Source organism: Brucella sp. HL-2 (assembly GCF_025846885.2).
In the GTDB taxonomy this organism is placed as follows: domain Bacteria; phylum Pseudomonadota; class Alphaproteobacteria; order Rhizobiales; family Rhizobiaceae; genus Brucella; species Brucella quorumnocens.
On record NZ_JAOYTK010000001.1, the window covers coordinates 46,329 to 67,205 of the forward strand.

The following is a 20,877-nucleotide window of genomic DNA, read 5'->3' on the forward strand; positions in this document are numbered from 1 at the left end:
AAATCTGATCGTTTGAAAAAGTGCTGTATGATCCATTGCTCTTTTGTCCTTTTCTGAACTTCATTTTTCTCGAATAGTTTTTTAGAGCGCGATGACGCGCTGAATACCTATCGTATCAAGAAATGCCTGATCATGGCTGACCACCAGAAGCGCGCCATCGAAAGCGTTGAGTGCAGTTTCCATCGTTTCGATAGACGCAATATCGAGATGGTTGGTTGGCTCGTCCAGTATGAGCAACTGTGGCGGCTCTGTTCCCCCAAGTGTTGCTGCAAGCCCGGCCCTCAGCAACTCGCCACCGCTTAACTCTTTAGCCAAACGAAGGGCCACATCTCCTCGAAAAGCAAATCGCGCCAAAGCCGCACGAGCATCATTATCATTGCAGCTTGGATTGAGGTTGCGATAGTTCCAGAACAGGCTTTTCGTCCGGTCGAGAAGCTTAAGCTGCTGATCGAGAAAGATGATATGCGCGTTTCTTTCAATCTCGCCCTCCAGAGGCCTTAGCTCGCCTGCGATCAACCGCAACAATGAGGTCTTACCGGTCCCGTTACGCCCTGTAACTGCGATTCGTTCTGGCCCCATAATTGTCAGCGAAAGCTTCTGGATAACCGGGAAATCCGGTGCCGGACCTCCCGTCAGCTTATCAAGTTTCAGCAGTACCTTACTCGCAGGCACTTCGGCTGACTTTATCTCAAAACCAAACGGGGTCAGCCGCTCAATCTGTTCCTCAGCAGCCTGAACAAATTGTTTCGCCTTATCAAGCTGGCGCGATGAGATCGTGCTTGCATCCATATTCCGCGCACCAGCAGCGCGGTTCTTCAAGGCGTGGATTGCGCCCCGATCCGCGCCACTCTTCAATCCTTGAGCAACGGAGCGAACAGACCCATGCACACGCGTTTGAAGTTTGCGCTGCGCTTCTTTTTCAATCTGCTTTTCTTGGTGCTGGGCAAAATTCAGGTCGCGTTTCACAACCTCTAGCTCTGCGGCTTTCCGGGCCGCGTAAAAGTCCCAGTTTCCGCCATAAAAATTCATTCCCAACGACGTCAGTTCTGCAATCCGATCCATCTCGCGCAGCAATTCGCGATCATGGCTAACCACAACAGCGCCGCCACGCCAACCGCGCAGCAGACCAATCACGGCCTGCCGTCCGTCACGATCAAGATTGTTTGTCGGTTCATCCAGCAAAATCAGATCAGGGCTCTGAAATATCAAAGCTGCCAGTGCCGCACGTGTTTGTTGCCCGCCACTCAACGCAGCAAGTCTTGTTTCAGGAATTATATCCGGCAGACCTAACTGTTTCAGTGCGCGGTAAAAACGTTGCGGAAGCAACCAATCCGCGGTGCTGATATCATCATCGCTGGCAACGCCCGCCTCTATGCGGGCAAGTATATCAAACTCATCGCGCACGCAGAAGAGATCGACCAGCGTATCTGCAAGTCCAGACGAGATGTCTTGTCGAAGAACACCAATCGTGCAATTCGCACTTACAGAGCCGCTCATTGGCGGCACGGCACCGCTAATTATATGCAGAAGCGTAGACTTGCCGACACCGTTGCGTCCGACAAGACCAATACGCTCTGCATCAATGCTGAGATCGATGGATTGAAAAAGAAGACGACCGTCAGTCGTTGCGCAGGAAATATCGTGAATTGTGAATAGAGCCATCATGACGAACCATAGAAACATTGAAGACACTGGTTATGAGAAACAGTGCGTTCTGGTTCATCGATTTGAGCTCCTATTAAAGCATTTATAGAAAAAGTGCGAAGCGGTTTTGCATAGGATAATGCGAAAGAAAATAGATAGAGCGGTTCCAACGACTAAGTCTTAACTTGAACCGCTCTGATATTCGTTCGCCGCCTTAATAATAGGTATATGCGGCCAAACATTGTTCACTAGCGTCAGATTACAGAGCCGTTGCTCTGTAATAGCTTATTACCATTGATCTTAATCCAGATCAAATGTCGCGATGACAGGCACGTGGTCCGAAGGACGCTCCCAGCCGCGCGCCTCACGCAGAATTTGCAGCTCCTTCATATGAGCTTCGAGATCAGCGGAGCCCCAGATGTGGTCAAGTCTGCGACCACGGTCAGCGGCGTCCCAATCCTTGGCGCGATAACTCCACCATGTATAAATCTTCTGGTCTGCTGGAATGACCTGACGCATCAGATCGCTCCAGCCACCCTTCACACGCAGATCTTCCAGCGTTGTGGTCTCAATCGGTGTGTGGCTGACGATCTTGAGAAGCTGTTTGTGCGACCAGACATCGTTTTCGAGTGGCGCGATATTGAGATCGCCCACCAGGATCGACGAATTTCCGTCCTGCCTGTCTGCCACAATCGCTCGCATTTCCTCAAGAAAACCGAGCTTATGCACAAATTTTGGATTAATTACCGGGTCCGGCTCATCACCGCCCGCAGGTACGTAGAAATTATGGATACGCAGCTTTTTGTCGCCGGCTGAAACAACCGCGCTGAGATGGCGACAGTCGCCCATTTCGCAAAAACCGATCTTCTCGACATCGCTCAGCGGGCGCTTGGAAATAGTTGCAACGCCATGATAGCCCTTCTGACCACTGATCGCGATATGCTCATAACCAAGCGCACGAAAACCCTTGGAAGGGAATTGATCGTCCGGGCATTTGGTTTCCTGCAGACACAGAACATCAGGCTGATAATCGCTCAAGAACTGCTCGACCAGCGGCATGCGCAGGCGAACGGAATTGATGTTCCAGGTAGCAACAGAAAAGGTCATGGGAAAAAGACTCGCGGTCATCAAAAGATGGTCGCGAACCTAACCATTTATCCAAAAAATGCAAACATCAGGCAGCAACTAAAGCGCATCCCGAAAAGTGTGAAACGGTTTTCGGATAAGATGCGCGCAAAAACAGGCAGATAGAGCGAATCCAACGATTCAATTTTAACTGGAACCGCTCTAAGCTGACTATTACTGACCTTTTCGTTTCATCGCGATGCGCTGATAGTCGATCTTGAACATATCATCGGTGAAACGTACACCCGTACGCAGATTGAAGATCATCACCGTCGTATCAAGCCCCTGCGCATCGGTAATGGTCCACTGCTTGAGCTCGTAGGTCTTTGGCTCGAACATCAGCGTGATCTTGGAGCTGCCGAAAACTTTTTTGTCGCCTATAACCAGTGTAGTCATATCCGGGTCTTGCTTGACGCTCTGAAGGCGACCGCCACCAAGATCGATCTTGTCAGAAAGAAGCAGTTTTAGCGGCGTTGTGCCAAGCGCATACATATCCCAAGTGTCGAGCTTGCGATTGTTGATGACAACCTGATTGCCATCCGAAATTACCCGCACTGGCGAGTTGTTGTAATTGAAACGGATTTTGCCCGGACGCTCGATATAGAAAGTGCCGCCGGTCTGGTCGCCTTTGGGACCAAACTGCACGAACTCACCAGTCATTGTACGAACCGACGAAAAATGATCCGCAATCTGCTGAGCTGCGGCGGCGTTTCCCGCACCTTGCGCCTGCGCTGCAGCTGGCACAGCTGCACCAAGAACCAATGCTCCCAATCCGAGGAAGGCTGCGAAACGGCTGGCTTTCGCAAATACGGAAATGCGGGAGAACATCATCAGCAAACTCTCTGTTTTCATCATCTTCTCAAAATAATCCGGCAGTTAGGCACCAGTGTGGCAACTGATAAGCCGAAATACCTCGGCCTTAGTAGTCGTCTTCCGTTGGCACCAGTATCTCGCGCTTGCCTGCGTGATTGGCAGGCCCCACAATGCCCTCTTCCTCCATCCGTTCGATGATCGAAGCCGCACGGTTATAGCCAATGCCGAGGCGACGCTGGATATAGGAAGTCGAAGCCTTCTTATCGCGCAATACGACTGCAACTGCCTGATCATATGGATCGTCGGAATTTTCAAGGTTCGACGTTCCAGCTGGACCACCGCCTTCATCTTCATCGTCATCTTCGGTGATAGCATCGAGATATTCCGGCACGCCCTGAAGCTTGAGGTGCTGGACAACGCGTTCAACTTCATCGTCGCCGACAAATGGGCCATGCACACGCTGAATGCGTCCGCCGCCTGCCATGAACAGCATATCGCCCTGACCAAGCAATTGCTCGGCACCCTGCTCACCAAGAATCGTACGGCTGTCGATCTTGGACGTCACCTGGAAGGAAATTCGGGTCGGGAAGTTTGCCTTGATCGTACCGGTGATAACGTCGACCGACGGACGCTGTGTTGCCATGATGACGTGAATACCAGCCGCACGCGCCATCTGTGCAAGACGCTGCACCGTACCTTCGATGTCCTTGCCTGCAACCATCATCAAGTCAGCCATTTCGTCGATAATCACGACGATATACGGCATTGGTTCGAGATCGAGCTGTTCGGTTTCGTAGATCGCTTCGCCTGTATTGCGGTCAAAACCGGTCTGCACCGTGCGGGCGATCTGCTCGCCCTTCTTCTGCGCCTGACCGACACGCTGGTTGAAGCCGTCAATATTACGGACGCCGACTTTGGACATCTTGCGATAGCGGTCTTCCATTTCGCGCACGGTCCATTTGAGCGCGACAACGGCCTTTTTCGGATCGGTCACTACCGGGGTCAAGAGATGCGGAATACCATCATAGATGGAGAGTTCCAGCATCTTCGGATCGATCATGATCAGACGGCATTCCTGCGGCGTCATACGATAGAGCAGCGACAGGATCATAGTGTTGATCGCGACCGATTTGCCGGAACCCGTCGTACCGGCCACCAGCAAATGCGGCATCTTGGCAATATCGGCAATCACCGGCTCGCCATTGATGGTCTTACCGAGCGCAAGTGCCAGCTTGGATTTGGATTGCTCAAAGTCGCGGCTTGCCAGCATCTCGCGCAGATAAACCATTTCACGCTTCTGGTTCGGCAACTCGATGCCGATGACATTGCGACCCGGGACAACAGCGACGCGGGCAGCAATCGCGCTCATCGAGCGAGCGATGTCATCAGCCAGACCAATCACGCGGGATGATTTGATACCGGGTGCCGGTTCAAGTTCATAAAGCGTAACAACAGGCCCCGGTTTCACATTGATGATCTCGCCGCGCACGCCAAAATCTTCCAGCACACCTTCAAGCAGACGCGCATTCTGTTCGAGCGCATCCTTGGAAAGCGATGCATCGCGCTGAACCAATTTGGGTTCAGCCAGATAGTGCAGGGACGGCATTTCAAACGCGCCGCCTTCCTTCAGAAATGAGGGCTGTGCTTCGCGCTGAATACGCGCACCGCTCTTCGGTGCAGGCGCACGTTCGCCAACGCGCGCCTTGGAGCGTTGTGGCGGCGTATCATGCCATTCTTCACCTGCAAGCGGGGCAGCTTCCATGCCGCCATCAAAGTCGTCATCGGTATCGAATGGTGGTTGCTCGGAAGAAGCGCCGCCAAAGCCCGGCTCGCGACGTGCACTGTTTCGGGTTTCAGCGGTGCGGCGTACGCTGCGCATATCACCATATACGTCTTCGCGCGGCTTACGACGGTTGAGGCCAGTGAGTCGCTTGAAAGTCGCGGATACACTGAGCACCGTATGTGTCAGAGCACCAACATACTGCGACAGACCGCCTGAAGAGCTTTCGTCCTCGTCATCGTCACTATCTGCAAAATCATCTTCAACAGGGGCGCCGTGCGAAGCCCGTGTGTTGAGCAATGCCTCACGACGCCCCACAATTCCACTTGCAAACAGGCAAAGCCACAAAGCAGGCAAAGCAAGCACCAGCGCGATTCCCGATGCGATGGCACCTTGCGGGAATGCACCGAGAAACAACCCAGGCAGACGCAACATCATATCACCAAACACGCCGCCAAGACCAATAGGCATTGGCCAACTTTCCGGCACGGCAAAGCAGCTCGCGATGGCTGCAAACAGCAAAGCAGCACCCATCCATGCAAAGCTGCGCTTCACAACCCGGCTTATACCGCCGCGCGTCATGAGCAGCAGCGACCAGATGACCAGAGGAAGCAAAACCGGAACACTCGCAAGGCCGAAGAACTGCATTGCGAGATCGGAAAATACGGCACCGGGATAGCCAAGCGCGTTGGTTACGGGATTATCCGTGGCATGACTAAGACTGGGGTCAGCAACATTCCATGTCGCAAGCGCACCCACAGCCGCAGCGGTCAGCGAAAGCAACCCCAGCCCAAAGAGGATATAGAACTGCCTGCGGAAGATGTTGGCCAGTTTCAGCCTGTCTTCCGAAATCCGCTCGTCACGCAGCGGGTATGAGGGCGAATATCCTTGCCGCATAAAGCCTGTCCCGAACCATGTTTTATTGCCGTCTGGTTGTTAAGCCTCGGGCGCAATGAATCGGGGCGATCCTAACGGGGCGATGGTTAATTCCACATTAACCATGCAGGCTTCCACACAAAGAAATAACAGGAGAGATGCGAGAGAACAAAAAGTGGTAATGAAAAAGGCGCGGTTTCCCGCGCCTTTTTCCTGTTGAGACAAACCTGTTCTACTGAACAGACTCGCCGTGCAAAGCTATATCGAGGCCTTCCATTTCGGCCTGCTTACTTGGACGCAGCCCCATAACGGCCTTGACCACATAAAGGATGATTGCCGTTGCAACTGCTGTGTAGACAACGGTGATCGCAGCGCCAAAGAACTGCTTGCCAACGGTTGCACCTTCACCGGCTGCATTGATCGTCGCGTCAGCAAAGACACCCGTCAGGATCGCACCGACAAAACCGCCGACGCCATGGACACCGAATGCATCAAGCGAGTCGTCATAGCCAAGCGCATGCTTGATCTTGACGGCTGCAACATAACAGACGGCACCTGCGATGACGCCCAGAATGAGCGCACCCGTTGGATTGACGAAGCCAGCAGCAGGGGTAACCGCAACCAGGCCTGCAACAGCACCCGAAATAATGCCAAGAACACTTGGCTTACCGGCAATCGCCCATTCCGCAAACATCCAGGCGAGAGCCGCACCAGCGGTCGCAACCTGCGTGTTGAGCATGGCAACAGCTGCAAGGGAGTTTGCACCGGCAGCTGAACCCGCATTGAAGCCGAACCAACCAACCCACAGAAGGGCTGCACCGATAACCGAGAGAACGAGATTATGCGGCGCCATATTGGTTTGTCCGTAACCATCGCGCTTGCCAATGATGAGCGCTGCAACAAGGCCAGCAACACCGGCATTGATGTGAACAACCGTTCCGCCGGCAAAGTCGAGAACGCCGTCAGAACCGAGGAAGCCGCCGCCCCAAACCCAGTGAGCCACTGGGATATATACGATGAAGAGCCACAGCGTCAGGAAGACGAGCATGGACGAAAACTTCATGCGTTCAGCAAACGAGCCAGCAATAAGTGCTGGCGTGATGATCGCGAAGGTCATCTGGAAGACGATGAAGAGATATTCCGGAATGGTACCCGTGAGCGAGTCCATCGTCACGCCGGAGAAGAATGCCTTGGAGAGACCACCAATATAAGGGTTCATGGAGCCGCCATCCGTGAAGGCCAGCGAATAACCCGCGACCATCCATAGAACCGACATAAGGCAGGTGACGGCAAAGCTCTGCATGACCGTCGAAAGTACGTTTTTCTTGCGCACCATACCGCCGTAGAACAGCGCCAGGCCCGGGATGGTCATCATCAACACGAGCGCGGTTGAAGTCAGCATCCAGGCCGTATCGCCGGTATCAAGGGTCGGGGTCGGAGCGGTTGCGGCTGCATCCTGCGCCAGTGCCGTTCCTGCAAGAACGAGCAGTGCTGGCAAGGTGGCCAAAGCCGTTTGCTTGAATCTTCCTGTTATGAGCATCGAGTATCTCCGTCGAATGGCGGCTTCAAACGCGTCTGCGCTGAAAAGACCGGTTCAGACTGAGAGAAACAAAAATCGTGCCAGTTGCACTGGGCAGCCCCGCTCAAATACGTTTTTTCTTGTATTCACTGCGCAACAACGGATGGAAACATGGCGCTGATTACGGAGTTTTCGCCCAAAGTCCGGGCTTTTTGGTGAAGCTTGGAAGTTGCACCGAGTTCGCAAAAAATATCAGCATAAAAAAATTGAACGGCTTCCTGATGACAGAAAAACCGCTCTAAGTGATTCATCGGATTCAGCTTTTGCTTTTCATGCTGGATCAAGCCACTTCGTAAATGCATAAAATTTAATCGTCGACTTTATCGATGATTAAAATATAATCATTTATCTTTTTCGTGCACGCGAATAAGCCCTTCCTGAGCAACCGACGCAATCAAAAGACCGTCACGCGTATAAAGCGCGCCGCGATTGAAACCGCGCGCACCGGAAGCACTTGGCGTATCTTGCGTGTACAGCAGCCAGTCATCGAGCCGACAAGGGCGATGGAACCACATCGCGTGATCAAGGCTCGCCACCTGCAAATCGCGGTCGAAAATAGTGCGCCCATGCGGATGCAGCGACGTATCGAGCAGCGTCATATCTGACAGATAGGCAAGAATTGCCGCCTGTAATGCGCGATCGTCGGGCACGATGCCGCGCGCCCGCACCCATACATGCTGGCTGGGTGGGAGTTTTTCGCGTGAAAAATAATGCTTGAGCGAAACCGGCTTGATTTCAATCGGCCGCTCTTGCTCCCAGTATTTGCGCACGCCTGCAGGGGCCAGATGGAGATACTTTTCTTTCAGATCATGATCGCCCACCAATTGCTCCGGCATCGGCAGGTCTTTCGGCATATCGATCTGATGGCTCAAACCTTCTTCATCGATCTGGAAGGACGCAGACAAGGTGAATATCGCCTTGCCGTGCTGCTTGGCCAGCACACGGCGGGTATTGAAGCTGGAGCCGTCGCGAATACGGTCGACCTCATAGACAATCGGAATGGACGGGTCGCCGGGGCGCACGAAATATCCGTGCAGCGAATGGACCTGCCGATCAGGCTCGACCGTGCGCTGTGCAGCAATCAGCGCCTGACCGATCACCTGCCCGCCGAAAACGCGCTGCCAGCCAACCTGCGGGCTGTTGCCGCGGAAAAGATCCATTTCAAGCGTTTCAAGATCAAGCGTTACAAGCAGCTGCTGCATGGCCGCGGTTTGTTCGCTTTTCAATACACCCGGTTTCTCATTGTTGGGCTTTTCATTATTGGACCCAGTCTTTTCATTATCGGACATGGACAGCCTGTCTCCTGAAATCCTATATAGGCAATATATTCTCAGTGAACTGTTTGTGCCTGCACAAGAGAAACTGTCAAGTGGAAGCCTTTGCTTCACCGAAGGCTGATCTGAATATCCGAAAGGAACGAGCGATGTCTGCAGATAGCAATCAAAAGACAACCGACAAGAACGATCTCATCATCGCAGGTGGCGGCTATGTCGGGCTTGTGACTGCTGTTGCCGTCAAGTCTGCCGCTCCTCATCTTTCTGTGAAGGTTATTGACGGCGCCCCAGCTGGCGCATGGAAAAAAGATCCACGCGCGTCATCCATTGCTGCCGCTGCCTCTCGGATGCTCGACAAGCTTGGCTGCTGGCAGGAAATCGTCACCGACGCCCAGCCCATCACCGAAATGGTTGTCACCGATTCCCGTACATCCGATCCTGTCCGCCCTGTGTACCTCACCTTTGCAGGCGACGTTAACCCCGGTGAGCCGTTCGCGCATATGGTTGAAAACCGTGTTCTCAACACCGCACTTCACAAACAGGCAGATAAACTCGGCATCACCTTTATCGAAGGCATGAGTGTCGAGAATTTCGAAACCAATCCCGAATCCGTCACTGTCAAGCTGGCAAATGGCGAAACGCTCATCACACGCCTGCTGATTGCAGCCGACGGCGCAAAGTCGCGCCTGCGTGACATCGCTGGCATCAAGACGGTCAACTGGGATTATGACCAGTCCGGCATTGTCTGCAACGTCGCTCATGAACGTCCGCATGGGGGCCGCGCCGATGAACATTTCCTGCCTGCCGGTCCGTTCGCAATTCTCCCCCTTACCGGCAACCGCAGTTCGCTCGTGTGGACAGAACGCACGGCAGATGCCGAACGGCTGATTCGTGAAGACGATTTCATTTTCGAAGCCGAACTTGAGCAGCGTTTCGGCCATCGCCTTGGTGCACTGACAGTCGAAGGCCCGCGCCGCGCATTCCCGCTCGGACTTACACTGGCGCGTGAATTCGTGAAGCCACGATTTGCGCTGGTCGGTGACGCTGCGCACCGCATCCATCCGATTGCCGGCCAAGGCCTCAATCTTGGCTTCCGCGATGCTGCAGCCATTGCCGAAGTGATTGTCGAAACAGATCGGCTTGGGCTCGATATTGGCTCCTTTGCGGCCCTTGAACGCTATCAGGCTTGGCGTCGCTTCGACACCGTGCAGATGGGTGTCACAACCGATGTACTGACCAAGTTGTTCTCCAACGACAATCCCGCTATTCGCACGATCCGCGACATCGGCCTTGGCCTTGTTGACCGCGTGCCAAGCCTCAAATCCTTCTTCATCAAGCAGGCAGCTGGCCTTTCAGGCGATACGCCACGTCTTTTGCAGGGTGAAGCGATTTAGAGCATTTCCAGCAAAATTGGGAACCGGTTTTGCGTTCAGAAATGCGTCAAAACAAATAGATAGAGTCTGTCCAGAAAAAGGACCCTCACTTTTCGGGAATAACGCAATGCTTCCTGATGGCAAAGGCTTCAACGTCTGCTAGAAAAAAGCACGCACGAGCTTAGGCGTCGGGGGACTCGCGAGCATATGCATACGGATGACAGATTGATCGACAAAGCCGTCCGCATGCAGAGCGGCTTATTTTCAGCAGAATTGCTGCACCGATTATCCAAGGTTGCAGGCGCGCTTGCTGTTTTGGTGGCCATCGCTGTCACCGTGATTTATTCCATCTCGAAACCGGACAACAACTGGGACATGATCCCCTATATCGCCACCGCGATAGAGGATCGTTATCCTGATGCCGTAGCGCTTCATGACGAAACATGGCGACAGGTCGCAGCTGCGACCTCGCAAAACGAGATCAACGCTCTGAAATACGCCGGTGATTACCGTCGCGCCCAATGGGAAAGTCCCGATAACTTTCAGTCACAACTCATCATGTACAGGGTCAAGGTCGGTTACGTGCAAATGTTGCGTCTGATCGAACCCTATACAGGACTCGTCCTGGGAGGACATCTCATCAGTCTTGCAGCAGCCATTGCTTCTGGTCTGATTATCCTCGCGATCCTTGCCTATTATAACGCCCTTCAAGCCGGTCTTCTAGTCGGACCTGCCCTTCTGTTGGCAGGCTTTGGACCAATGACCTCGGCAGTCTTTCCGGACATCGTTCTCGCCGCATTTTCCTTTGCAGCCATTTTTGCTCTGTTGAAAGAGCGCGACTGGCTCGCATCTATTCTGCTCGTTCTGTCATTCACGATCAGGCCCGATAATATAATTATGATTTTTGCCCTGCTGATTGCTGCGGTGCTCTTTGGCTGGCGCAAACTCCCCTTGCTCGCAGCATTCGTCGCATCGGTGATCATAGGCCTCGTTATATCAAGTCACACCGGGCATACCGGCTGGTGGGCGCATCTCTATTTCACCTGCATCGAAATGCAGCATTCAATGGCTGGCTTCAAGCCAGACTTCTCACTCGCGCTTCTCGTCAAAGCCTATGTTCGCGGGATCATTTTGGCTCTGTATCTTGAAAGCTGGCCTTCAATCCTTTTGGTATCGCTGGTTGCTTGGGCGGCAATGGCGAGAGCCGGGATCAACACGACGATTCCGCGGCTCAATGGCATTATCTTCGCCATGTTCATCGGAATGCTCGGCAAGTTCGTCTATTTTCCGATGCCCTATGACCGCTTCTTTTTCAATATGCTCATTACGATGGTGCTGATGCTGTCCCTCGCATGGGCCACACACACAAACAGGAAGATCGCCTGAAGCCAGCACTGGAAGCGATGGCAAGACGCCCTATGTGAGGTGTTACCCCAAACAGAGGAGTTTCCCATGGACAGAAAAGCAACGGCGGTCTGGAAAGGTACACTCAAGGACGGCAAAGGCACGCTCAACACGCAAAGCGGCGCGTTGAAAGATTTGCCTTACGATTTCAAGGCACGCTTTGAAGACGAAAGCGGGCGCGCTGGTACCAATCCTGAAGAACTGCTTGGAGCGGCACATGCAGGCTGCTTCGCAATGCAGCTTTCCGCACTTCTGACAGAGCACGGCACGCCACCTGAGAAGCTGGAAGCCACCGCTGCTGTAACGGTTGGCCCTGCCTCCAGCGGTGGTTTTTCAATCTCGCGCAGCGCTTTAACACTCAGCGCCACCATACCCGGTATTTCAGCAGACGACTTTGCGAGCCTTGCCAAGAAAGCAAAGGAATCCTGCCCTCTTTCCAAGGCACTGGGCGCGATTGAAGTAACTTTGGATGCGAAGCTCGTCTGAGCGATCACTCCACAAAAAGCAGGCCACTCTATAATTTAGAGCGCGTTTCGATCTGATTGGATCAGATCGGCCGCTCTAATTATCTGTTTTAACGAGCATCTTTATCCGAAAACCGTTTCTCACTTTTCGGGATGCGCACTAAACTGCAGAGTGACCTTTGTGCGCCCAGCCGGGCGCACGGCGCGCTATGCCGCTTTTTTACTCCGGCAAATGACAGACAGCCTCAATATTGTGCCCATCGGGATCAATCACGAAGGCCGCGTAATAGTCCGGATGGTAGTGCTCACGCAGCCCGGGCTTACCATTGTCACGACCGCCTGCTGCAAGTGCTGACTCATAGAAGCGATCAACCTCAGATCGCGTGCCAGCCGAAAAAGCTACATGCAACACGCCTTCAAGTTTTGAGCCTTTTTGCTTGCCGATCCAGAATTCCGGCTTGCCGTTGCGGCCATAACCGACCCACTCACCGAATTCCATCGCCCGAGTGATGCCCAACGGCGACAAAGCCGCATCGTAAAATGCACGGGATTTAGGCATGCTGGAAATGTTGAAACCGATATGATCGAGCATGAAAGACCTTCAAAGCAGCGGTGAACTCTACTGAATAGATCAGATATCGGCGAAACGGCAAAGATCAAGTCTCTGCCAATAGATCAATAAAAGAAAAGGGAGGCTAAGCCTCCCTTCGTATTCGTTTATCAGAGCAGGATTTAGACCCGGCGCTCGACCATCATCTTCTTAATCTCGGCAATCGCCTTGGCAGGGTTGAGACCCTTCGGGCAAGTCTGCGCACAGTTCATGATCGTGTGGCAGCGATAGAGACGGAACGGATCTTCGAGGTTGTCGAGACGTTCGCCCTTGGCTTCATCGCGGCTGTCGATCAGCCAGCGATAGGCTTGAAGCAGTACAGCTGGACCGAGATAGCGGTCGCCGTTCCACCAGTAGCTCGGGCACGAGGTCGAGCAACAAGCGCAGAGAATGCACTCGTAAAGACCGTCAAGCTTCTGGCGATCTTCGTGGCTCTGCAGCCATTCCTTCTGCGGCTCAGGCGAAACCGTCTTGAGCCAAGGCTCAATCGAACGGTGCTGGGCGTAGAAGTTGCTCAGATCCGGCACAAGGTCCTTCACCACCGGCATATGCGGCAGCGGATAAACCTTGATGGAGCCCTTGATCTCGTCCATGCCCTTGGTGCAGGCGAGCGTGTTTGCGCCATCGATGTTCATTGCGCAGGAACCGCAAATGCCTTCACGGCACGAACGGCGCAGCGTCAGCGTCGGGTCGATCTTGTTCTTGATATAGAGCAGACCATCGAGCACCATCGGGCCGCAATCATCGCGATCGATATAATAGGTATCGATGCTTGGATTTGCGTCATCATCCGGCGACCAGCGATAAATACGGAACTCCGTTACATTCTTGGCACCATCTGGACGCGGCCAGGTCTTGCCTTCCTGCATACGGGAGTTTTTGGGAAGTGCGAGTTCAACCATTGCTCATTCCCTCGATCAATAAACGCGCTTCTTGGGCGCAATCTTGGCCAAGCTGATGCCGCCTTCATCCTCGGTCGTCAGCGGATCGAGATGAACTGGGCGATAATCAAGCTTCACTTCGCCATCTGGCGACAGCCACGACAGGGTGTGTTTACGCCATTCGGCATCGTTACGGTCCGGGAAATCCTCGTGTGCATGTGCACCGCGGCTTTCGTGACGGGCTTCAGCCGAAACGACTGTCACCATCGCGTTTGCCATCAGGTTTTCCAGCTCCAGTGTCTCAACCAGATCGGAGTTCCAGATCATCGAACGGTCGCTGACCTTAATGTCGGGCAGTTCTTTCCAGATTGCCGACATGCGCGCGACACCCTGCTTAAGCGACTCATCCGTGCGGAACACGGCAGCATCTTCCTGCATGGTGCGCTGCATCTTCTCGCGCAGTTCTGCGGTCGGCGTCGAGCCGTTGGCATAACGAAGGCGATGGAAACGATCCATGATCTTTTCAACAGCGGCTTCGTTGATATCAGGGATCTTGGCGGCGCGGTCGATGACCTCGCCTGCACGGATCGCAGCCGCGCGGCCAAACACCACCAGATCGATCAGCGAGTTGGAGCCGAGACGGTTGGCACCATGTACTGATGCGCAGCCTGCTTCGCCAACAGCCATCAGGCCCGGCTGAACGCGGTCTGGATCTTCCGAGGTTGGGTTCAGCACTTCACCCCAATAATTGGTTGGAATGCCACCCATATTATAGTGAACTGTCGGCAGAACCGGGATCGGTTCCTTGGTCACATCGACGCCTGCGAAAATCTTGGCCGACTCGGAAATACCCGGCAGACGTTCATGCAGAACAGCCGGATCGAGATGGTCAAGATGCAGATAGATGTGGTCCTTGTTCTTGCCAACGCCGCGACCAGCGCGGATTTCCATGGTCATGCAGCGCGAGACAACGTCACGCGAAGCAAGATCCTTGGCGGAAGGCGCATAACGCTCCATGAAGCGCTCACCTTCGGAATTGACGAGATAGCCGCCTTCACCGCGTGCGCCTTCAGTAATCAGGCAACCTGCGCCATAAATACCGGTTGGGTGGAACTGAACAAATTCCATATCCTGAAGTGGCAGACCAGCACGTGCCGCCATACCGCCACCGTCACCGGTGCAGGTGTGAGCAGAAGTAGCCGAAAAATAGGAACGTCCGTAACCACCGGTCGCCAGAACCACCATCTTGGCGGAAAAGCGATGGATCGTACCGTCGTCGAGGTTCCAGGCAACAACACCGGTGCAGACGCCGTCAGTCATGATCAGATCGAGCGCAAAATATTCGATGAAAAACTGCGCATTATTCTTAAGCGACTGGCCATAAAGCGTGTGCAGGATGGCGTGGCCGGTACGGTCAGCAGCAGCGCAGGTGCGCTGTACCGGCGGACCATCACCAAAGTTCTGCATGTGGCCACCGAATGGGCGCTGATAAATCTTACCTTCTTCGGTACGCGAGAAAGGAACGCCGTAATGTTCCAGCTCATAGACCGCGGCAGGCGCTTCACGCGCCAGATATTCCATGGCATCAGTATCGCCCAGCCAGTCCGATCCCTTAACGGTATCGTACATGTGCCACTGCCAGCTATCCGGACCCATATTCTTGAGCGAAGCCGCAATACCACCCTGCGCCGCAACCGTATGGGAGCGCGTCGGGAAAACCTTGGTGATGCAAGCCGTCTTCAGACCCTGTTCGGCCATGCCGAGCGTTGCACGCAGTCCGGCACCACCGGCACCAACGACGACGACATCGAACTTGTGATCGACGAACGTATAGGACTTTTCGCCCGCAGCACTGGCTGCATTGTTTTCTGCACTAGCCATCAGGCTCTCAACCTCCGAAGCTCAGCTTGAGGATCGCGTAAACGCAGGCAACGCCAACAACAACCGTGAAGAAGGTGTTGAGCATAACCAGCAGGACCTTCAGGCCTTCGCCGTGAATGTAATCTTCAATAATGACCTGCATGCCAAGTCGCATGTGGTAGACACCGGTCAGCACGAACAGCGCCATCACGAGCGCTGTGAAAGGATGTGCCAGAACGGCCTTCACTTCCGCATAGCTCGCGCCATTGAGCGAGATAACCAGACCAAGGAAAAACAAAACAAGCGGCACGAGCGCGACAGCACTCATACGCTGAAACCAGAAATGGCCGGTGCCTTCCTTGGCCGACCCCAGACCGCGAACCTTGCCGAGAGGCGTACGCATATCGCTCATGTCAGAATTCCTTTCAGCGCACCGCGAAGGCAACAACCCAGACAAGGATCGTCGCAGGCAGCGAGAAGGCCAGCGTCAGCCATGCAATCTTGCTGGCCGTGTGCTTTTCAAGTCCGGCACCCATGTCCCAGATGAAATGGCGTATGCCGCCAGCCAGATGGTGCAGCAGCGCCCACGTATAGCCAAACAGCACCAGATAGCCGATCCAGGAATTATAAACCCAGCTCACCGTGTTGAATGCATCTTCGCCGATTGCAGCAGCGATCAGCCATGCAGCAAGCAGAAGGGTTCCAAAATAAAGCGCGCCACCAGTGATACGATGAATGATGGACATCGTCATCGTGACTTTCGGTCGATAAATCGACAGATGTGGCGACAAAGGACGCTGACGCGTAACGGTCGGTTGTGTCATGGCTCTCGTGGGCTTCCCTGACGTTTCTACCCATTTCATAGTGCCGGAGTTTTATTTGGCATAATGAAACGAATGGCCGGTTTTTCAAAACCGAGTTCGATGTCGCTCACAACGCAGGGAACAGAATTTTCGATCCTGCGCCGGCACGACCCAGAAAATGTGGCTTGATCGTGTCGCACGACCCTATGTGGCGCTTTCTACTGCGCTTTTACCATCACGTCAAAGAAGCTTTTTCACGAAAAGACTAACAATTGGTCGCACCCGGGCGACACTTTCGCGTGATTTGGGAATTTAAACGATTGAAGACCGGGATTCCCAAAAACATGTGTAATTTCATCCACTTTTGCGGATGAGGCCTAGTTGCCGAAGCGAATCACATAGCTCGACCAGTCGGCAGCAGTTGCGATCTGCTCATAAAGCTTACGACCATCTTCGGGTACACGCGGCGCATTGAGCACCAGCTTCGACCAGCTGCGTTCTTCTGCCTTGTCGGCCAGCAAATCGATGAGCGCCTTGGCGATGCCTTTGCCGCGGTGATCGTGATGCACATAGATATGATCCACCTGCCCTGCACGAAGCCCCGATACCGGCTCGGGGAGATCATAGAAGATCACAAAACCAACGAGATCGCCGTCAACGCGAGCGCCCAGAATTTCGGTAGCACGGTCCTGCAACAAATGCTCCGCGTAAAACTCGTCCGGACGACGCGGCGCGCCGCGCTTCAATGCCTGCGCATAGCTTGCAAGCAGCGGCGCGAACTCGTGGGCATCGCGCAGATGAAGAAGCGCTATATCGACGGCATGATCTACGGTCATGAGCAATCTTTCCCTCAAAATATATTTCCTGAAATCGGAAACATCTCAATGTTAAACAAGTGCTGGGCGTAGACAAGAGCCCTGCCCATACCAAAGTGTATCGAGTGAAACTCATTAGGCTTTGATTAAGCCCGAGTGGCGCTTGAACTTTATCAAGGCGTGATGGGTTAGCGTCTTAGCGCCTTGGTATAAAAGTAAAGCCCATTGCATGCGAAATCAGCTCAGCCTGCGGCCACTGTTGATGCCCCGAAACTCGACCACATTGTCATCGAGCATCATCGGTAGCGCTGTGCGAACACAATTACGGCCATTCTTCTTGGCTTCGTAGAGCGCGCCGTCGGCCCGCTTGTAAACATCGGAAAAGTAGTCATCAAACTCCATTTCCGTAACACCAAAACTCACTGCGAAGGCAACATCGCCCGAAACACCGGGAAGTGTGATATCGGCACAGGCCAGGCGCGCCCTTTCTGCAAACCGCCATGCCGATTGGATCGTATGGCCGGGAAGCAGAACAGCAAACTCCTCGCCGCCCATGCGCGCAGCAATCCCACCTTTGGAGGCCGCCGAACGGCGCAATTCATCGGCAAAAGCCGCAATCACCCGGTCGCCCAGCGCATGTCCATGGGTGTCGTTGATCGACTTGAAGTAATCAATATCGCAGACAATGAGCGAGAGTGCCTGTCGAACACGCTTTGATTTATCAATTGCAGCTTCTGCCCGGAACTCAAACCCCCGTCGATTAAGAAGGCTCGAAAGCTGATCCGTTTCCGAGCGCAACGTGACGTCGGAAATCAATTCACCCATGAGACTCAGCAAAAGTAGCAAACCCGCCGCAACCGAGAGCCCTGCCCCGATTGATTGCACCAGCAGCGCATAGTCAGTGCGAACATAGTCGTTCGGATCAACACCAACCCCACCCACCAGCGAGGCCAAGACTGGCTTGATCAGAAAATGAATGGCGCTGATCGTAAACAGCCCCGCCATGAGCCCATCAAGCGCGCCCCAGGACCGTCCAAACGGTCGATTTTGTGCACGCGTGTTTGAGCGCCCGCGCATGATCACCCAGACGGCAAGCATCAATGTCAGGAAATAAGGCGACTGATACAGAATTTGGCCAATCATCTCGCTGCGTGCAATGTCGTAAATGCCATAGACCAGCGACAGTGATCCGATCAGCAGCAACCCGAGCGGCCACCATGGAACCGTCGAAGAGTACATGCGCGCAAGTCCAATCACCAGACAGGCCAGCGTCATGAAATAAGCGCCAAAGGCCAGCATATAGCCAAGTTTCTGATTTGGGATCGATGGGATCAGCAGTTCTGTGAGGAAGTAGAGCATCGCGAAAACGAAGCCCATTGCAAAAACCGGTGCAGCAGCATTGTCGCGCGCAAAGGCCGCAATACCGAGAAAGGTAAACACAAACAGACCCGAAACGGTCATATTGATCAGGAGTATGAACTCTGCTCCGTCCATCCGCGCTTTCCGGCATACGCCTACGGACCATTCCTATAGGTCCGCATTCCCCGATCCGATTACCCGACAAGACCGCTCGTTTCAGCCAAGCTGAAGAAGCATTTGCCAACCCCACGCATCGCGTTTTCCAGAAATCGATATATACTCTTGGACCGATGCATAGATTAAATAAAGTAGAACGTCCTCTGTACGCCAAGAGGGCGCACGGCGCTCTAACGCATTATACATTCAAAGCATAAAAATGCAGCTAATTTAGCACGTAAACCTTTCATTTCAGACAGTGCCCTAAGCACAAAAAGCCGACGGATTACTCCGGCGGCTTTTTTCAAGTTTGTTCAAAATCTCTCGAAAGAACGATTAGAACGTGTCGCGTTTAATTGCACCCATGGTGCTCGCTCTAGATTCATTTAATTGCCGCATGTTCGCGAACGTTAAATGAATCCATTTAACTGCGACGTGTTTTAGTTCCAGTCGCGGATATCCACGAAATGACCAGCAATAGCAGCGGCAGCAGCCATCGCAGGCGAAACCAGATGCGTGCGTCCCTTGAAGCCCTGACGGCCTTCAAAGTTGCGGTTTGAGGTCGATGCGCAACGTTCGCCCGGCTTAAGCCGATCATCATTCATGGCAAGGCACATGGAGCAGCCCGGCTCACGCCAGTCGAAACCAGCTTCGATGAAGACTTTGTCGAGACCTTCGGCTTCTGCCTGTTCCTTCACAAGACCCGAACCCGGAACAATCATTGCGCTTACGCCAGCGGCAACTTTCTTGCCCTTCGCCATACGTGCAGCGTCACGCAGATCTTCGATACGGCCATTGGTGCAGGAACCGATAAAGACGCGGTCAATCGTAATGTCGGTCATCTTGGTGCCTGGCTTCAGGCCCATATAGTCGAGCGCACGCCACTTCGATGCACGCTTGGTTTCGTCCTTGATCTCATCAGGATTAGGTACGATATCGGTGACGAACACCACGTCTTCCGGGGATGAGCCCCAGGAAACAACTGGCGAGATTTTGGCAGCATCCAGTTCGACTATCTTGTCGAAATGTGCACCTTCATCCGAATGCAGAGTCTTCCAGTAGCCAATCGCCTGATCAAGGGTTTCGCCCTTTGGTGCACGTGGCTTGCCTGTGATGTAAGCGAAGGTCGTCTCATCAGGTGCGATCAGACCGGCGCGTGCGCCGCCTTCAATCGACATATTGCAGACCGTCATGCGGCCTTCCATCGACAGCGAGCGAATGGCGCTACCGGCATATTCGATCACATAGCCTGTGCCGCCAGCCGTGCCGATCTCACCAATGATCGCAAGCGTGATATCCTTGGCGGTGACGCCTGGGGCCAGCTCACCATCAACACGCACCAGCATGTTCTTGGCTTTTTTCTGGATCAGTGTCTGGGTGGCCAGAACATGTTCGACTTCCGAAGTGCCGATACCGTGTGCAAGCGAACCGAAAGCACCATGCGTCGACGTGTGGCTGTCGCCGCAGACAATCGTCATACCCGGCAGTGTAAAGCCCTGCTCAGGTCCAACAATATGGACGACGCCCTGACGCTTGTCGCGCTCGGAATAATATTCAACGCCGAAATCAGCAGCGTTCTTGGCCAGAGCTTCGACCTGAATACGGCTTTCCTCGTTCTTGATGCCGTTGATACGGTCAGGCGAGGTCGGCACGTTGTGGTCGACAACAGCCAGTGTTCTCTCTGGATGGCGCACCTTGCGGCCGGTCAAGCGCAGACCTTCAAAAGCCTGCGGGCTTGTCACTTCGTGCACAAGATGGCGATCAATATAAAGGAGGCAGGTACCATCGTCCTGCTGATCCACTACATGGTCGTCCCAGATCTTGTCATAAAGTGTACGCGGCGCGCTCATTGCGAGAGTTCCTTTGAATAGTTCTTAATTGAGCTGTCATATGCACTCACCTTGGCGTTTCGTCAAGAAAGCGAAACCGCAACAGGGTGTCGCAGTAATAATCTTGCGTGATTTAGGCAAAATTATGCGCGATATTATGCGAAGCATTTTGATTTTGGCAAACAAAAAAGGCGGCCAATGGCCGCCTTTTTAAAGATCTCTGCTTCAAAAC

General features: G+C 53.6%; 18 protein-coding genes. 3 read left to right on the plus strand and 15 right to left on the minus strand.

The window, feature by feature from the left end; genetic code table 11:
* Positions 1-81 precede the first annotated feature (81 nt).
* The 7 genes from OIV19_RS00255 to tesB form a co-directional block, all read right to left on the minus strand.
* A complete protein-coding gene (locus OIV19_RS00255; RefSeq protein WP_264230369.1) occupies positions 82-1,665 on the minus strand; it encodes an ABC-F family ATP-binding cassette domain-containing protein in 1,584 nt (527 codons plus the stop codon).
* Positions 1,666-1,944: 279 nt separating this feature from the next.
* Positions 1,945-2,751: an exodeoxyribonuclease III gene (gene xth, locus OIV19_RS00260; RefSeq protein WP_264230370.1), complete on the minus strand. Its 807-nt coding sequence runs from the start codon at positions 2,749-2,751 to the stop codon at positions 1,945-1,947.
* Between the two features lie 192 nt (positions 2,752-2,943).
* Entirely contained in the window at positions 2,944-3,600 is a 657-nt protein-coding gene (locus tag OIV19_RS00265) for an outer membrane lipoprotein carrier protein LolA (RefSeq protein ID WP_264230371.1), read from the minus strand.
* 88 nt (positions 3,601-3,688) lie between these two features.
* Positions 3,689-6,259 carry a DNA translocase FtsK gene (locus OIV19_RS00270; RefSeq protein ID WP_264230372.1) on the minus strand — a complete coding sequence of 857 codons (2,571 nt, stop codon included), beginning with the start codon at positions 6,257-6,259 and terminating at the stop codon, positions 3,689-3,691.
* A 211-nt stretch (positions 6,260-6,470) separates the two neighbouring features.
* On the minus strand, positions 6,471-7,778 hold the full coding sequence (locus OIV19_RS00275) for an ammonium transporter (RefSeq protein ID WP_264230373.1): 1,308 nt from the start codon (positions 7,776-7,778) through the stop codon (positions 6,471-6,473).
* A 125-nt stretch (positions 7,779-7,903) separates the two neighbouring features.
* Complete coding sequence (locus tag OIV19_RS00280) at positions 7,904-8,101, minus strand: hypothetical protein (RefSeq protein WP_095447602.1); 198 nt, start codon at positions 8,099-8,101, stop codon at positions 7,904-7,906.
* Positions 8,102-8,158: 57 nt separating this feature from the next.
* Positions 8,159-9,019 carry an acyl-CoA thioesterase II gene (tesB, locus tag OIV19_RS00285; RefSeq protein WP_264230643.1) on the minus strand — a complete coding sequence of 287 codons (861 nt, stop codon included), beginning with the start codon at positions 9,017-9,019 and terminating at the stop codon, positions 8,159-8,161.
* Positions 9,020-9,240: 221 nt separating this feature from the next.
* Here tesB and OIV19_RS00290 point away from each other — a divergent pair, with 221 nt between their 5' ends.
* The 3 genes from OIV19_RS00290 to OIV19_RS00300 all read left to right on the plus strand — a co-directional run bounded on the left by OIV19_RS00290 (position 9,241) and on the right by OIV19_RS00300 (position 12,354).
* On the plus strand, positions 9,241-10,485 hold the full coding sequence (locus tag OIV19_RS00290) for a ubiquinone biosynthesis hydroxylase (protein ID WP_264230374.1): 1,245 nt from the start codon (positions 9,241-9,243) through the stop codon (positions 10,483-10,485).
* A gap of 204 nt (positions 10,486-10,689) precedes the next feature.
* Entirely contained in the window at positions 10,690-11,850 is a 1,161-nt protein-coding gene (locus tag OIV19_RS00295) for a hypothetical protein (RefSeq protein WP_264230375.1), read from the plus strand.
* A 66-nt stretch (positions 11,851-11,916) separates the two neighbouring features.
* Entirely contained in the window at positions 11,917-12,354 is a 438-nt protein-coding gene (locus tag OIV19_RS00300) for an OsmC family protein (protein WP_264230376.1), read from the plus strand.
* Between the two features lie 198 nt (positions 12,355-12,552).
* Here OIV19_RS00300 and OIV19_RS00305 read toward each other — a convergent pair whose 3' ends face one another.
* The 8 genes from OIV19_RS00305 to leuC form a co-directional block, all read right to left on the minus strand.
* Positions 12,553-12,924 carry a VOC family protein gene (locus tag OIV19_RS00305; protein WP_095447606.1) on the minus strand — a complete coding sequence of 124 codons (372 nt, stop codon included), beginning with the start codon at positions 12,922-12,924 and terminating at the stop codon, positions 12,553-12,555.
* Positions 12,925-13,064: 140 nt separating this feature from the next.
* On the minus strand, positions 13,065-13,844 hold the full coding sequence (locus OIV19_RS00310; RefSeq protein WP_007872174.1) for a succinate dehydrogenase iron-sulfur subunit: 780 nt from the start codon (positions 13,842-13,844) through the stop codon (positions 13,065-13,067).
* Between the two features lie 15 nt (positions 13,845-13,859).
* Positions 13,860-15,704 carry a succinate dehydrogenase flavoprotein subunit gene (sdhA, locus tag OIV19_RS00315; protein WP_264230377.1) on the minus strand — a complete coding sequence of 615 codons (1,845 nt, stop codon included), beginning with the start codon at positions 15,702-15,704 and terminating at the stop codon, positions 13,860-13,862.
* A 7-nt stretch (positions 15,705-15,711) separates the two neighbouring features.
* Positions 15,712-16,095, minus strand: coding sequence for a succinate dehydrogenase, hydrophobic membrane anchor protein (sdhD, locus tag OIV19_RS00320; protein WP_264230378.1), 384 nt, complete (start codon positions 16,093-16,095; stop codon positions 15,712-15,714).
* Positions 16,096-16,108: 13 nt separating this feature from the next.
* Positions 16,109-16,507, minus strand: coding sequence for a succinate dehydrogenase, cytochrome b556 subunit (gene sdhC, locus OIV19_RS00325; protein ID WP_095447609.1), 399 nt, complete (start codon positions 16,505-16,507; stop codon positions 16,109-16,111).
* A gap of 356 nt (positions 16,508-16,863) precedes the next feature.
* Positions 16,864-17,322, minus strand: coding sequence for a GNAT family N-acetyltransferase (locus OIV19_RS00330; protein WP_024898536.1), 459 nt, complete (start codon positions 17,320-17,322; stop codon positions 16,864-16,866).
* Positions 17,323-17,538: 216 nt separating this feature from the next.
* Positions 17,539-18,795 carry a GGDEF domain-containing protein gene (locus tag OIV19_RS00335; RefSeq protein ID WP_264230379.1) on the minus strand — a complete coding sequence of 419 codons (1,257 nt, stop codon included), beginning with the start codon at positions 18,793-18,795 and terminating at the stop codon, positions 17,539-17,541.
* 461 nt (positions 18,796-19,256) lie between these two features.
* Positions 19,257-20,666, minus strand: a complete 1,410-nt coding sequence (gene leuC, locus OIV19_RS00340; protein WP_095447612.1) for a 3-isopropylmalate dehydratase large subunit — start codon at positions 20,664-20,666, stop codon at positions 19,257-19,259.
* Positions 20,667-20,877 lie beyond the last annotated feature (211 nt).